The sequence below is a fragment of the Actinacidiphila glaucinigra genome (assembly GCF_035918135.1).
Classification (GTDB): Bacteria; Actinomycetota; Actinomycetes; order Streptomycetales; family Streptomycetaceae; genus Actinacidiphila; species Actinacidiphila glaucinigra.
Genome location: NZ_CP109144.1, coordinates 3,786,563 through 3,798,874 on the forward strand (window position 1 = coordinate 3,786,563; position 12,312 = coordinate 3,798,874).

Here is a 12,312-nt window from a genome sequence, read left to right on the forward strand (position 1 = left end):
CTGTGGGAGAGCGCCGGGAGGCAGCGGAGCGCCTGCGCGAAGCCGAGTTCGAGGCCTTCGCGGCGGGCGCGGCAGGGCGGTTGCTGCACATCGCCGTCCTGCTGACGGGGGACAGGACCGAGGGGACCGAACTGCTCTGCGCCGCCCTGGCGCGCACCTACGCCGACTGGTTCCGGATGCGCGGCGAGGACCCGTACGCCTTCACCCGCGCCGAGATCGTCCGCCGCTTCGCCCACCGGCCCTGGTGGCGGCGCCCGCGCGGCGGGGTGCTCGGGACGCTCAAGGTGCGCGAGCGGCTGGTGATCGTGCTGCGGCTGTACGAGGGCATCGCCGAGGATCAGGCCGCCGCGCAGCTCGGCCTGCCCTCGGAGCGCGTACGGGCGATCACCCTGCGGGCCACCGCGGCCCTGCGCAGCCGCCGCCCCCGCGGCGGGGCGGCGCCCCGGGTGCGGGAGGCCGCGTCATGAGCCCGTACGACCGCAAGGAGGACGAGGTCCGCCGGCTGCTCGACGGGCCGCACCCCGGCGTCCCCGTGGACCTCGCCCCGCGCGCCGCGGAACGCGGCCGCCGCGTCCTGGCCCGGCGCCGCGTGCTGCACGCCGTGCTGTGGACGCTGCTCGTCGTGGGGGTCGTCGTCGCGCTCGTCCTCGCGGCGCTGTGGTGGCCGGCGGCGGAACCGCTCGACACGACCCCTGGCGGGTGGTGACCCGGTCCGGGGTACGTCGTGTGTGCGGCCCGGTTGTCGTGTGCGGGTTGTCTGCGCCTGCGGCCCGGGTGCCCCGGGCTGCCCGGTTGGTCGTGTGCGGGTTGTCTGCGCCTGCGGCGGGCGGTTCTCCCGCCCTCCCTCCCTCCCCCAGCCTTCGGCCGGGGGGACCCCCATCCGGCGCGGTCAGTGACCGCCTCGCGCGTGCGTGGTGGGCCGGGGGCGGGGCCTCCGGGGCTGCACGTCCTGGACTGGGTTATTTACGTGCATGACGGGCGGTCCATGTCCGAGCCCCGGATGCCGCACACAAATATCCCGCAGCGTCCAGAACATCCACCCTCCCCCAGCCTTCGGCCGGGGGTGCCCCCACCTCCCCCGCCCCCTCCGAATCGTGGGGCGACTGACGGCCGGAGGGGGGTGAGGCGGTCCGGGGTTGCCGCACACGTCTTACCGACGCCGACGGCCATGGGGGTGGTGGCTGAGGCCCGCGCCGGTTCCGGCGCGATCGGACCGGAAGGGAGTGCTCGGGCCGATGCCCGGCGGTATGGCGCCCTGCTGAGCGGCCCGTTGTCGTGTGCGCGTTCCTGCCCTCTCTCAGCCCTCGGCCAGGGTCGGCCTGATGCGGTGCGGTCGGTGTGGTCCCAAAACTGAACCCGGTTGCTGGTCGGCCGCCCACCGGAGGCCAGGGTGCGTCCCCACACCGGGGCTAGTCGTGATCTGCCCGGCTGGCAGCCTTCGGCGTCGCCGTGACATAGGCAAAGCCCTGCGAGCACCCGTGGGCGAGGTGCGCCAGTCGTCCCGTGGGAGGTGCCACTCCCGGCCACGGTGCGCGCACCCCCTGCTGAGGGCAGCTCCCGGCGGTGCGGGGAGGGGTCCCCCCCATCGCCCCCCACCGGCCGTTGGTCGCCCAACGAAACGGAGGGGGCGGGGTCGGAGGGGTGGGCGTTCTGGACGCTGACGTGTATTTGTTGTGCGGCACAGACGGCACCTACCTTGACCGCCCGCCATGCACATAAATATGCGGTACAGAATGCCCAGCCCCGGAGGCCCCGCCCCCGGCCCACCACGCACGCGCGCAGGCCCGCACCAACCATCCGGGATGCGGGCCCCCCGGCCGAAGGCTGGGGGAGGGATGGAGGGCGGGGAAACCGCCCGCCGGGCGGGGAAACCGCCCGCCGCAGGCGCAAACAACCCGCACACGACAACCGGCCGCAACCACAACCCCGCCGCACCCCGGAGGGCTACGCGCCCAGCGCCTGGCGGAGGTCCTCCAGCAGGTCGTCGACGGACTCGATGCCCACGGACAGCCGCACCAGATCGGCCGGCACCTCGAGCGCGGAGCCCGCGACCGAGGCGTGCGTCATGCGGCCCGGGTGCTCGATGAGGGACTCGACGCCGCCCAGGGACTCGCCCAGCGTGAAGAGCCGCGCCCGGTTGCAGACCTCGACGGCCGCCTCCTCGCCGCCCGCGACACGGAAGGAGACCATGCCGCCGAAGCGCTTCATCTGCTTGGCCGCGATGTCGTGCCCCGCGTGCTCGGGCAGCCCCGGGTAGAAGACCTGGGTGACCTTCGGGTGCAGCGACAGCAGCTCCGCGACCCGGGCCGCGTTGTCGCTGTGCCGGTCCATGCGGACCGCGAGCGTCTTGATGCCCCGCATCACCAGCCACGCGTCGAAGGGGCCGGCGACGGCGCCCATCGCGTTCTGGTGGTAGGCCAGTTCCTCGCCGAGGCCCGCTTCGGCCGCGACCAGCGCGCCGCCGACGACGTCCGAGTGCCCGCCCATGTACTTGGTGGTGGAGTGCACGACGACGTCGGCGCCGAGCGCCAGCGGCTGCTGCAGGTAGGGGCTGGCGAAGGTGTTGTCGACGACGAGCCGCGCGTCCGCGCCGCGCGCGATGTCCGCGAGGGCCGCGATGTCGGTGATCCCGAGCAGCGGGTTGCTGGGCGTCTCGACCCAGATCATCCGGGTCTCGGGGCGCAGCGCGGCCCGGACGGCCGCCGGGTCGGAGGTGTCGGCGACCGACCACCGCACACCCCAGCGCTCGACGACCTTCGCGAAGAGCCGGAAGGTGCCGCCGTAGGCGTCGTTGGGGATGACGACGTGGTCGCCGGGCTTCAGTACCGTGCGCAGCAGGCAGTCCTCGGCGGCCAGGCCGGACGCGAACGCCAGGCCTCGGCGGCCGCCCTCGAGCGCCGCGAGGTTCTCCTCCAGCGCGGTGCGGGTCGGGTTGGCGGAGCGGCTGTACTCGTAGCCGCCGCGCAGGCCGCCGACCCCGTCCTGCTTGTACGTGGAGACCTGGTAGATCGGCGTGACCACGGCCCCGGTCTGGGCGTCGGCCGGCTGACCCGCGTGGATCGCGAGGGTCTCGAAATTCTGGTGCTGCTGCTCGCTCATACCGCCGAGCGTAGTGCGAGCCGCGGGCCGGGACGCGCCTGCCGGGCCCGCGTACGCTTGTGCATCATGGAATTCCTGTGGGTGCTGTACGGCGTGCTGCTGATCTCCGCGATCGTGCTGGTGCCCCGCATGCTGCGCGGCCGCGGCGTGCGGGCCGTCGCCGCGGTCGATCCCGCCCGGTACGGCTTCGTGCCCCGGGAGGAGATCGACATCCGGCTGCCGGGGCCGGACGAGGAGCTGACGCAGGCGCTGGCCGTGACCCAGCGCACCCAGGACTGGCGCGCGGTCGCCGCCCTCCTCAAGGGCACCCCGGTCGAGGGCGAGCTCCGCTGGCAGCGGGTGCAGACCCTGGCGGGAGCCGCGGCGGTCGAGCTGACCCAGTCCCCCGGCACGGGCGGAGCGTGGCTGCGCACCTGGCGGGTCGAGGACGCCAAGGACGCCGGCGGGGCGGCCGTCCACGCGGCGTTCCTGGTGCAGCGGGCCCGGCGCGAGCCGGCCGGCTCCCCGGACGTGCGGATGATCCTGGAGGAGGCCCGCACGGTCGCCGACGAGGCCGCGCTGCTCGCGCCGGGCGACCCCGTGCCGTACATCGTCGCGCTCGCCGCCGACGGCGACTTCGCCGCCGCCTGGGAGAAGATCACCTCCCGGGCCCCGCACCACATGGGCGCCCACCTGACGGCCCTCGCCCGGCTCCCGGAGGACGCCGCACGCGACTTCGCCGAGCGGGCCGCCTCCTCCGCGCCCGAGGGAAGCCTGCTGCCGGCGCTGCCGCTCTTCGAGGTCTTCGCGCACCTGCCGGACGTCATCCTGGTGCGCAGCTTCTACGAGAGCGAGGTCGTCTCCCGCGCCATTGGCGGCGCCCTCTACGCCACCGAGCACGCCTCCCCCTCCGACTCGGTGCTGCCCGTGGTGCGGCACCTGCTGGCGGCGTTCCTGCTGCGCGCGGAGCGCTTCCAGGAGGCGGTCGAGCAGTTCCGCGCCGTCGACGGCTACGCGGGCGCGGCCCCGTGGGCCCACGACGCCGATCCTGCCGCGTCGTACACCGCCCACCGGGCGCAGGCGCTCGCGGGGCTGGAGTGGGACTCCGTGCGGGGGCGCACCCGTTGACGCCGCGCCTGCCCTCCCGTGAGGAGGCGATACCGGGCCGGCCCGCACCCCTGTACACGGTGCCGGTCCGGCACACCGTGCTCGGCCGGCCCCTCACCGGCCCCTACCCGTCCGACCTGGAGGTCGCCGACTTCGCACTGGGCTGCTTCTGGGGCGCCGAGCGGGTCTTCTGGCGGACGCCGGGCGTGTGGACGACGCTGGTCGGCTACGAGGGCGGGTACACGGAGAACCCGACGTACGAGGAGGTCTGCAGCGGCCTCACCGGCCACGCGGAGGTCGTGCGCGTCGTCTTCGACCCGGCGCTGGTCACGTACGCGGAACTGCTGAAGGTGTTCTGGGAGGCCCACGACCCCACCCAGGGCCACCGCCAGGGCAACGACATCGGCACGCAGTACCGCTCCGCGGTCTACACCCACTCCCCCGAGCAGCACGCCACCGCCCTCGCCTCCCGCGACGCCTACCAGTCCGCCCTGCGCGCCACCGGCCACGGCGCCATCACCACGGCGGTCGTCCCCGCGGGCCCTTTCCACCCCGCCGAGGCGTACCACCAGCAGTACCTGGACAAGAACCCCGGCGGCTACTGCGGCATCGAGGGGACGGGCGTCTCCTGCCCGGTCGGCATCGCGAAGGCCGATGGCTGAGCCCCTCCCGCAGGTCGCGACGGCGACGCTGAACGCGCTGCTCGCCGGTCCCGATCCGGTGTGCAGCGCCCTGCGTGGCCAGATACCCCACGCGCGAGTGACGGGCCGGTGCGGTTGCGGCTGCGCGACACTCGACCTGACCGTCGACCAATCGGCTGTGCCACCCGCCCCGGTGCACGGGAATCCGGCTGCAGACGCCTGGTACGCCGTACCGGACGACGCCGGGGTGATGGCGTTCACCGAGGGTGGCTATCTCTCACGTCTGGAGATCCACTCGGCGTCCGAGCCGATCACCGCGTGGCCGGAGCCTCACTTCCTGAAGCTCTGACGCGGCACGGCTGTTCAACGCTCCGCTCCCTTCGTGTCGGACGCGTACACCCGCATGGGATCCGTGCGAGGGCCCGGGAAATTCGATTGCCTCCGGCAGGCCGATACGCGCTAATACGGCGCATGGCCGATATCCAGGGGACGTACGACGACCTGTTCGCCGCGGTGCCGAACGCGCTGGCGGGACTGCTGGACGAGGGGGACGCGGGCGGCTCCGTCGCGGTCTTCGTGGACGGCGAGCCGGTGGTCGACGTCTGGGGCGGGTTCGCCGACGCGGGCCGGACGGTCCCGTGGCAGCGGGACACGATCACCGGGGTCTGGTCCGTCACCAAGACGATGACCGCGCTGTGCGCGCTGGTCCTGGCCGACCGCGGCGATCTCGATCCGGACGCGCCGGTCGCCCGCTACTGGCCGGAGTTCGCCGCGTCGGGCAAGGAGAAGGTGCTGGTGCGGCACCTGCTCTCGCACACCGCGGGGCTGCCCGACTGGGACGGGCCGATCGACGAGCTCTACGACTGGCAGGCCGCCACGGCGCGCCTGGCCGCGCCGGCCCCGCAGTGGGAACCGGGGAGTGCGGCCGGGTACCACTCGCTCACCCAGGGGTATCTCGTGGGCGAGGTCGTACGGCGCATCACCGGGCGGAGCGTGGGCGAGTTCTTCGCCGGGGAGGTGGCCGGGCCGCTGGGCGCCGACTTCCACATCGGGCTGCCGGCCGAGCACGACGGGCGGGTGGCGCTCGCCGTCCCCCCGCCGTCCCGGGACGAGGACTACGCCGCGAGCGCGCCCGGGGCCGGCGCGTCCTCCACGCCCGGCACCGCCGTGCGGCTCCGCGACGGGAACAGCGTGGCCTGGCGTCGCGCGCAGATCCCCGCGGCGAGCGGCTTCGGCAACGCGCGCTCGGTCGCCCTCGTGCAGTCGGCGGTGGCCTGCGGCGGAACGGTGCGCGGGGTGCGGCTGCTGTCAGGGGCGGGCTGCGACCGGGCGCGGGAGGAGCAGTTCAGCGGTGAGGACCGCCGCCTGGGCATGCCGGTCCGCTGGGGGCTGGGCTACGGGCTGTTCGGCAACTCCCTCGGGTGGGGCGGTTGGGGCGGCTCGCTCGTCATGGTCGACCCCGAGGCCCGCATGGCGGTGGCGTACGTGACCAACCAGATGCGCGAGCCCGCGGACGACACCCGGGGCCTGGAACTCGTGATGGCCGCCTACGACGGGCTCCAGGGCGTGCGGGCGGGCAAGGGCTGAGCCGGCCGCCCGGCGTCAGGCGGACGGCGCCGGGCCGCTGCTCGCGCGCACCGTGAGTTCGGGGCCGAGGAGGCGGACCTCCTCCGTCGGGCTGCCGCCCAGTTTGGCGATGACGAGTTCGACCGCGTGCCGGCCCATCTGCTGCGCGGGTATGGCGACCGAGGTGAGCTGGGGGGTGGCCTGGGTGGCCACCTGGTCGGGGCAGACGGCGACGACGGAGAGGTCCTCGGGCACGGCGCGGCCCTGCTGGCGCAGGAGCGCGAGGAGGGGGACGATGGCCGACTCGTTCTGGACGACGAGCGCGGTGGTGTCCGGCCGTTCCTCGAAGATGCGGGAGAGGGTGCCCGCGGTGGACTCGTAACCACCCTCGCAGGGACGGTGGATGAGCCGGATGCCGCGGGCGGCGGCCCGGGAGCGCAGGCCCTGGAGGGTGCGTTCGGCGAAGCCGGTGTGACGCTGGTAGACCGCGGCGGCCTCGCCGACGACGGCGACGGAGCGGTGGCCGAGGTCGGCGAGGTGGTCGGCGCAGAGCGCGCCGGTGGCGGCGAAGTCGAGGTCGACGCAGGTGAGTCCGGCGGTGTCGGCGGGCAGGCCGACGAGCACGGCGGGCCGGTCCCCGGCGCGCAGCAGCGGGATGCGCTCGTCCTCCAGCTCGACGTCCATGAGGATCATCGCGTCGGCGAGTCCGCTGGCCGCGACCCGGCGGACCGCGGTGGGTCCCTCCTCGCCGGTGAGCAGGAGTACGTCGTGGCCGTGCTGACGGGCCGTCGTGGCGACGGCCATCGCGATCTCCATCATGACGGGCACGTACATGTCTGTACGGAGCGGCACCATGAGGGCGATGATGTTCGAGCGGCTGCTGGCCAGCGCTCGCGCGCCGGCGTGCGGGTGGTAGCCGAGTTCCTGGATGCTCCGTTCGACCCTCCGGCGCGTGCCCTCGGAGATCGACCGCTTGCCGCTCAGGACGTACGAGACCGTGCTGGCGGAGACCCCGGCGTGGCGGGCTACCTCGGCGAGTGTGGCCATCCGGATCTCCGTCTTCCCCGAAAGTGTCGAAGCGCTTCGACACTGACGCTACCGGGACCTTGATATCCCTGTCCAGACAAGTGTCGAAGCGCTTCGACAAACACCACCCGGGGACCGTCCGTCTCTTGCGCCGTCCCGCCGGGCGGGATAGGAAGCGGACCATGAATGCCACGCTCGGCGCGATGATCACCGCCGTCGTCGGTGTGCTCGGCACCCTGTTCGCGCCCGTGCTCGCCCAGCGCGGCGACGACCGGCGGCGCCGGGCGGAGGCCGCCGAGACGGAGCGGCTGCGCCGGTTCGGGGAGCGGCGGGAGGCGTACACGGCGATGAACCGGGCCTCGCGGCAGTTCCACACGCTGCTCAAGGACGCCCTGCACCGGATCAGGGACGGGGTCTACACCGCCGAGGAGCGGGACCTCGTCGAGGAGTCCCGCCGCGACTACCGCGACCGGTACGCCGAGGCGCAGATGATCGTCCCGGAACGCGTCCTGGCGGCCTCGCGGGACGTCAACCGGGTCCTGGCGGCGGCGGACGCCGCGGCCAAGCGCCTCGACCGCGGCCTCGCCGCGGACGGCGAGAGCCCGCGGACCGCGCTGGAGGCCCTGAGGGACGCCGAACCGCTGCTGCGGACGATGCAGCGCCTGATGCGCGAGGACCTGGGCGTCACGGACTGAACGCCGGGCGGCCCCCGGCGACAGGCGCCAGGAGCCGCGGGCGAGGGGCGCGGCGTGCTCAGGCCGCGGGGGTCCGCTCGGTGACGGTGACCCGGCCCTTCTTGATGGTGGCGACGCGGGTCGCACGCCGGGCGACGGCCGAGTCGTGGGTGACCATGACGAAGGTCAGCCCGTACTCCTTCCACAGCCCGTCCAGCAGGGCGAGGATCTCGTCGCGGGTGCCCTCGTCGAGGGCTCCGGTGGGCTCGTCCGCGAGCAGCACCTTGGGACGCTTCACCAGTGCCCGGGCGATCGCCACGCGCTGCTGCTGACCGCCCGACAACTCACCGGGCAGGTGGTGCAGTCGGTCGCCGAGGCCGACGGAGGCGAGGGCCTCGGCGGCGCGGGTACGGCGTTCGGAGGCCCTGACGCCCAGCGGGACGAGGGCGGTCTCGACGTTCTCCTGGGCGGTCAGGGTCGGGATCAGGTTGAAGCTCTGGAAGATGATGCCGATGCTCTGCGACCTGACCTTGGTCAGCCGGGCCTCGCTCAGCCGGGCCAGGTCGGTGCCGTCCAGCTCCACCGAACCCTCGGTCGGGCGGTCCAGGCCCCCGAGCATCTGCAGCAGCGTCGACTTGCCGCCGCCGGTCGGGCCCTGGATGACGATCTGGTCGCCGTCCTCGATCACGAGGTCGACGCCGCGCAGCGCGTCCACGACGTCCTTGCCGCGCGAGTAGCGCTTGGTCACGCCGCTCAGCTTGTACATGAGGTGACTCCTGAAGTCCTGAAGGGAAGGGCGGGGGGCGGGTGCGGACTACTCGACGCGGCGCAGGGCGTCCGCGGGACGCAGCCGCGAGGCCCGCCAGCCGCCGAAGGTCCCGGCGACCAGGCCGCCCGCGACCGCCAGGACCACCGCCAGGACGATGGTGTTGACGCTGACCGGCGCCTGGAGGGCGATCTCGACGGCGTCACCGGCCGCGCGCCGGGCGGGGCCGCCGAAGCCACCGGGGCCACCGAGGCCGCCCCCTCCGCCGCCGCTCCCGCCGCCACCGACGGTCGCGTCCAGCGTGGGGCTGATCGTGGTGATGAGGTAGGCGCAGCCGAGGCCCAGGGCGATACCCAGGGCGCCGCCGATCAGACCGTTGACGATCGCCTCGCCCATGACCTGGCGGGTAACCCGGCCGCTCTTCCAGCCCAGCGCCTTGAGAGTGCCGAACTCACGCACCCGGCGGGAGACCGCGGAAGAGGTCAGCAGCCCCGCGACGAGGAAGGCGGCGATCAGGACGGCGATGGACAGCCACTTGCCGACGTCGGTCGCCAGGTTCGAGGCCGTGGACAGCGAACCGGAGACGGTCGAGGCCAGGTCGGAGGAGGTGGTGACCGTCGTGCCGGAGACGTTCTTCTGGATCGCGGACTTGACGGAGCCGATCTTCTGGGAGTCGCTCGCCTGGACGTAGATCGTGGTGACCTTGTCCTTGGCGTCCGCGAGCGTCTGCGCCTGCTGGAGCGGGATGTAGACGTTGGCGGAGGAGGAGCCGCTGTCGGCGGTCGCGATGCCGATGATCTCGAACTTGGTGCCGGAGATCGTGAGCGTCTTGCCGACGGTCAGCTTCTTCTGCTTCGCGTACGCGCTGTCGAGCACGGCGACCTTGGCGTTGCCCTGCGCGCTGGTGAAGGTCTTCCCCGAGGTGATCTTCGACGAGGTCAGCGGGCCGAGGCCGGGGTGCGCGACGTCCGTGCCGAAGACGGTGAAGTTGTTGATGTCGAAGTTGGCGCCGCCGCCCCGCACCGAGCCCTGCGGCTGGCCGCCGCCGCCACGCTGCCGGTTGCCGCTGCCCGGCGCCTGCTGGAACTCACCGCGCTGGAACTGTCCGTTGACCTTGATGACGACCAGGCTGAGCCCGCCGACCGCGTCCTTGACCCCGTTCTGCCCGGAGACCTGGTCGACGACCGAGGACTTCAGCGACTGGAAGCCCTGCACCATGACCCGGTCGCTGCTCTGCTCCTTCTCGTCGCCGCGCGCGTCGAACTGGAAGCGCGGCCGTTCGGCGGAGGCCGAGTCGGGGTCGGCGGCCTTGGTGACGGTCATGTCGGTGCCCAGGCCGTACAGCGACTCCAGCACCTTGCCCTGGGCCTGCGTCATGCCGGCCGACACCGAGTTGACGGTGATCACCAGGGCGATGCCCAGTGCGAGGCCCATCGCGATGACGAGCGCCGCCTTTCTGCGGCGTCGGAGTTCGCGCCGGAGATACGTGAAGAACATGCGATTCCTCGCCGGGTCGGGAGAACGGGAAGCGGGGGGAGGACCATGCCTCCCACCCCGCTGCCGCGACCGTAGGAACCAGCCGTGATGGGAGCCTGAGCGGCCGATGAGAGCCGCATGAGAAACCCCTCCGCCGGGGCCCCGCGGCCACTGCAGTACCTTGCCCTGGACCGGCCGTACGCCCGACGGGCCGGGCCTGCCGAGGCTGTGCGGAAGGCCGGGGCGGGGACGCGGGCCGGATCAGAAGTCGGCGCCTGGCGGGGAACGTCCTGACGGGGACATCGGCGGGACATCGGCGGGGGCACGAGTGGCCGCACGAGGTGGGGAGACGCGCATATGACGGACGGAACGCCGTGGGGCGGCGGCGGTTGGGGCCCCGGTCACGGAACCGGCGGCGGCACGGGGGGCGGGGGCTTCGGACCGCCGCCCCCGCCGGCGCCGCCGTATCCCCCGCAGCCCCAGGCCTACCAGGGAGCGCCCTGGTACCCGCCGCACCCCGGCCACCCGACTCCGCCCCGCCGACGCGGCCCGCTGCTGGCCGTGGCCGGGCTCGCCACCGCGGCCCTGGTCGCCGGCCTCCTCATATGGGCGCCCTGGGGCGGTGACGGCTCCGGCGACGGCAAGGGCCCGTCGGCGACCGCGCCCAAGGACCCGGCCGCCGAGGCCGAACGCATGCTGCGGGAGGCCGCGGAGACCATGAGCAACACCCAGGTCGTCGCCTACCGGGGCGACTTCGCCCTCGACAGCGGGGCGAGCACCCCCTTCGACCTGCAGACCACGCCCGGCGGCTGGGGCCGCGGCTCGCTGCAGGACGAGGGCGCCACGGTACGGCTGCTGACCACCGACGACCACCGTCTGACCAAGGCCGGCAAGGCGTACTGGAAGGACCGCGGGTACGCGGGCGACCTCCTCGACCGGATCGACGGCCGCTGGATGGACTCCTCCGCCGACCTGCCCGAGATCGACGACCTGACGACCCCTCTGGACCCGGCCAACGTCTCCGACCTGCTGCGGGACGCCGCCGACCGGGGACGCCCGGACGCCATCACGTCCTCCAGGGTCGCCGGACGGCCCGTCAAGGTGCTGACCACGGCCAACGGCCGCTTCTGGATCAGCGACTCCGTCCCCCGCACCCTGCTGCGCCTCGCCGCCGACGACTCCCCCGCCGCCTCGGGCCCGCTGCCCCTTCCCGACGGCCTGGACACCACGGTCGGCGCGCTCACCGGCGCCGATCGCGAGACGTTCACGACCGCCTACGACCGCGACCTCTCCGCCCTGAAGTCCGCCGTCGACCCGGCGGTCAACTTCAGCACCACGGGGAAGGCCCGTTTCTCCCCCTGCGGCAACAGCAGTTGCACGGCCCGGTTCACCCTCCAGAACTCGGTCTACGAAGGCCTGGGCGACGAGGAGGCCTCCGACGACCCCGTCTACGCGGAGATCAGCATCGCCATCACCCTCGACGGCCGCAAGGTGAAGACCTGCACCTTCCAGCGGAAGATGAAGCCCTCCGGAACCGTGTCGCTCACCTGCACGGCCACCTACAGTGCCGCGACCACCAAGAACCACACCGTCCGCGGGCTTCCCGACGCCTGGGCGCGCGCGGTGCCGGACCCCGAACTCGCCCGGCTGCGAGCGGACTTCGCCAGGGGCGTCGTGGACGGTCAGGCGGCCTGAGCGGCACGGCGGGGCACCTCCCCCCCGCCGCGGGTCCGGGGCGGAACGCACCGGACGCCGGAGCACCGGGGGCCGGTGGTCCGGTACGGGATGGCGGCGGCCGGGGGCCGGTGGTCCGGTACGGGATGGCGGCGGCCGGGGGCCGGTGGCGCAGCGGACCCCTCAAGGACCGTCTTGAGAAGGACTGGGACTCCCCCCTGCCCCAACCCATCACCTGATCAGGTGATATGGGCCGAGCATGCGGGGAAGGGGCGGTATGGTCGCCGCAGACGACACCGCATAC

Annotated in this window: 12 protein-coding genes; 8 read left to right on the forward strand and 4 right to left on the reverse strand. The window is 73.6% G+C overall.

Annotated elements, in window-relative coordinates; genetic code table 11:
- Positions 1-2: 2 nt before the first annotated feature.
- The gene (locus OIE69_RS16585; protein WP_326572698.1) at positions 3-467 is read left to right on the forward strand and encodes a sigma factor-like helix-turn-helix DNA-binding protein; all 465 of its coding nucleotides are present in this window, start codon (positions 3-5) and stop codon (positions 465-467) included.
- The gene (locus OIE69_RS16590) at positions 464-706 is read left to right on the forward strand and encodes a hypothetical protein (RefSeq protein ID WP_326572699.1); all 243 of its coding nucleotides are present in this window, start codon (positions 464-466) and stop codon (positions 704-706) included. Before OIE69_RS16585 ends, OIE69_RS16590 begins: the two co-directional genes overlap by 4 nt.
- Positions 707-1,944: 1,238 nt before the next feature.
- Here OIE69_RS16590 and OIE69_RS16595 read toward each other — a convergent pair.
- Positions 1,945-3,099, reverse strand: coding sequence for a cystathionine gamma-synthase (locus tag OIE69_RS16595; RefSeq protein WP_089224298.1), 1,155 nt, complete (start codon positions 3,097-3,099; stop codon positions 1,945-1,947).
- 66 nt (positions 3,100-3,165) lie between these two features.
- Between OIE69_RS16595 and OIE69_RS16600 the strand changes: the two genes are divergently transcribed.
- The 4 genes from OIE69_RS16600 (at position 3,166) to OIE69_RS16615 (ending at position 6,413) form a co-directional block, all read left to right on the forward strand.
- Positions 3,166-4,206 (forward strand): hypothetical protein, encoded by a 1,041-nt coding sequence (locus tag OIE69_RS16600; protein WP_326572700.1) that lies wholly within the window; start codon positions 3,166-3,168, stop codon positions 4,204-4,206.
- Entirely contained in the window at positions 4,203-4,847 is a 645-nt protein-coding gene (gene msrA / locus OIE69_RS16605; protein WP_326572701.1) for a peptide-methionine (S)-S-oxide reductase MsrA, read from the forward strand. The genes OIE69_RS16600 and msrA overlap by 4 nt, the downstream gene beginning before the upstream one ends.
- Positions 4,840-5,175, forward strand: coding sequence for a hypothetical protein (locus OIE69_RS16610; protein WP_326572702.1), 336 nt, complete (start codon positions 4,840-4,842; stop codon positions 5,173-5,175). Before msrA ends, OIE69_RS16610 begins: the two co-directional genes overlap by 8 nt.
- Positions 5,176-5,297: 122 nt before the next feature.
- Complete coding sequence (locus OIE69_RS16615) at positions 5,298-6,413, forward strand: serine hydrolase domain-containing protein (RefSeq protein WP_326572703.1); 1,116 nt, start codon at positions 5,298-5,300, stop codon at positions 6,411-6,413.
- Positions 6,414-6,428: 15 nt separating this feature from the next.
- On the opposite strand, the gene OIE69_RS16620 is transcribed toward OIE69_RS16615, so the two are convergent.
- A complete protein-coding gene (locus tag OIE69_RS16620; RefSeq protein ID WP_326572704.1) occupies positions 6,429-7,439 on the reverse strand; it encodes a LacI family DNA-binding transcriptional regulator in 1,011 nt (336 codons plus the stop codon).
- A gap of 161 nt (positions 7,440-7,600) precedes the next feature.
- On the opposite strand from OIE69_RS16620, the gene OIE69_RS16625 reads away from it, so the two are divergent.
- Positions 7,601-8,113, forward strand: a complete 513-nt coding sequence (locus tag OIE69_RS16625; RefSeq protein ID WP_326572705.1) for a hypothetical protein — start codon at positions 7,601-7,603, stop codon at positions 8,111-8,113.
- A 58-nt stretch (positions 8,114-8,171) separates the two neighbouring features.
- Here OIE69_RS16625 and OIE69_RS16630 read toward each other — a convergent pair whose 3' ends face one another.
- Both OIE69_RS16630 and OIE69_RS16635 read right to left on the reverse strand, forming a co-directional pair.
- Positions 8,172-8,858 (reverse strand): ABC transporter ATP-binding protein, encoded by a 687-nt coding sequence (locus OIE69_RS16630; protein WP_326572706.1) that lies wholly within the window; start codon positions 8,856-8,858, stop codon positions 8,172-8,174.
- A gap of 48 nt (positions 8,859-8,906) precedes the next feature.
- Positions 8,907-10,355 carry an ABC transporter permease gene (locus OIE69_RS16635; protein WP_326572707.1) on the reverse strand — a complete coding sequence of 483 codons (1,449 nt, stop codon included), beginning with the start codon at positions 10,353-10,355 and terminating at the stop codon, positions 8,907-8,909.
- 336 nt (positions 10,356-10,691) lie between these two features.
- Here OIE69_RS16635 and OIE69_RS16640 point away from each other — a divergent pair, with 336 nt between their 5' ends.
- Positions 10,692-12,029 carry a hypothetical protein gene (locus OIE69_RS16640; protein ID WP_326572708.1) on the forward strand — a complete coding sequence of 446 codons (1,338 nt, stop codon included), beginning with the start codon at positions 10,692-10,694 and terminating at the stop codon, positions 12,027-12,029.
- Positions 12,030-12,312: the final 283 nt, after the last annotated feature.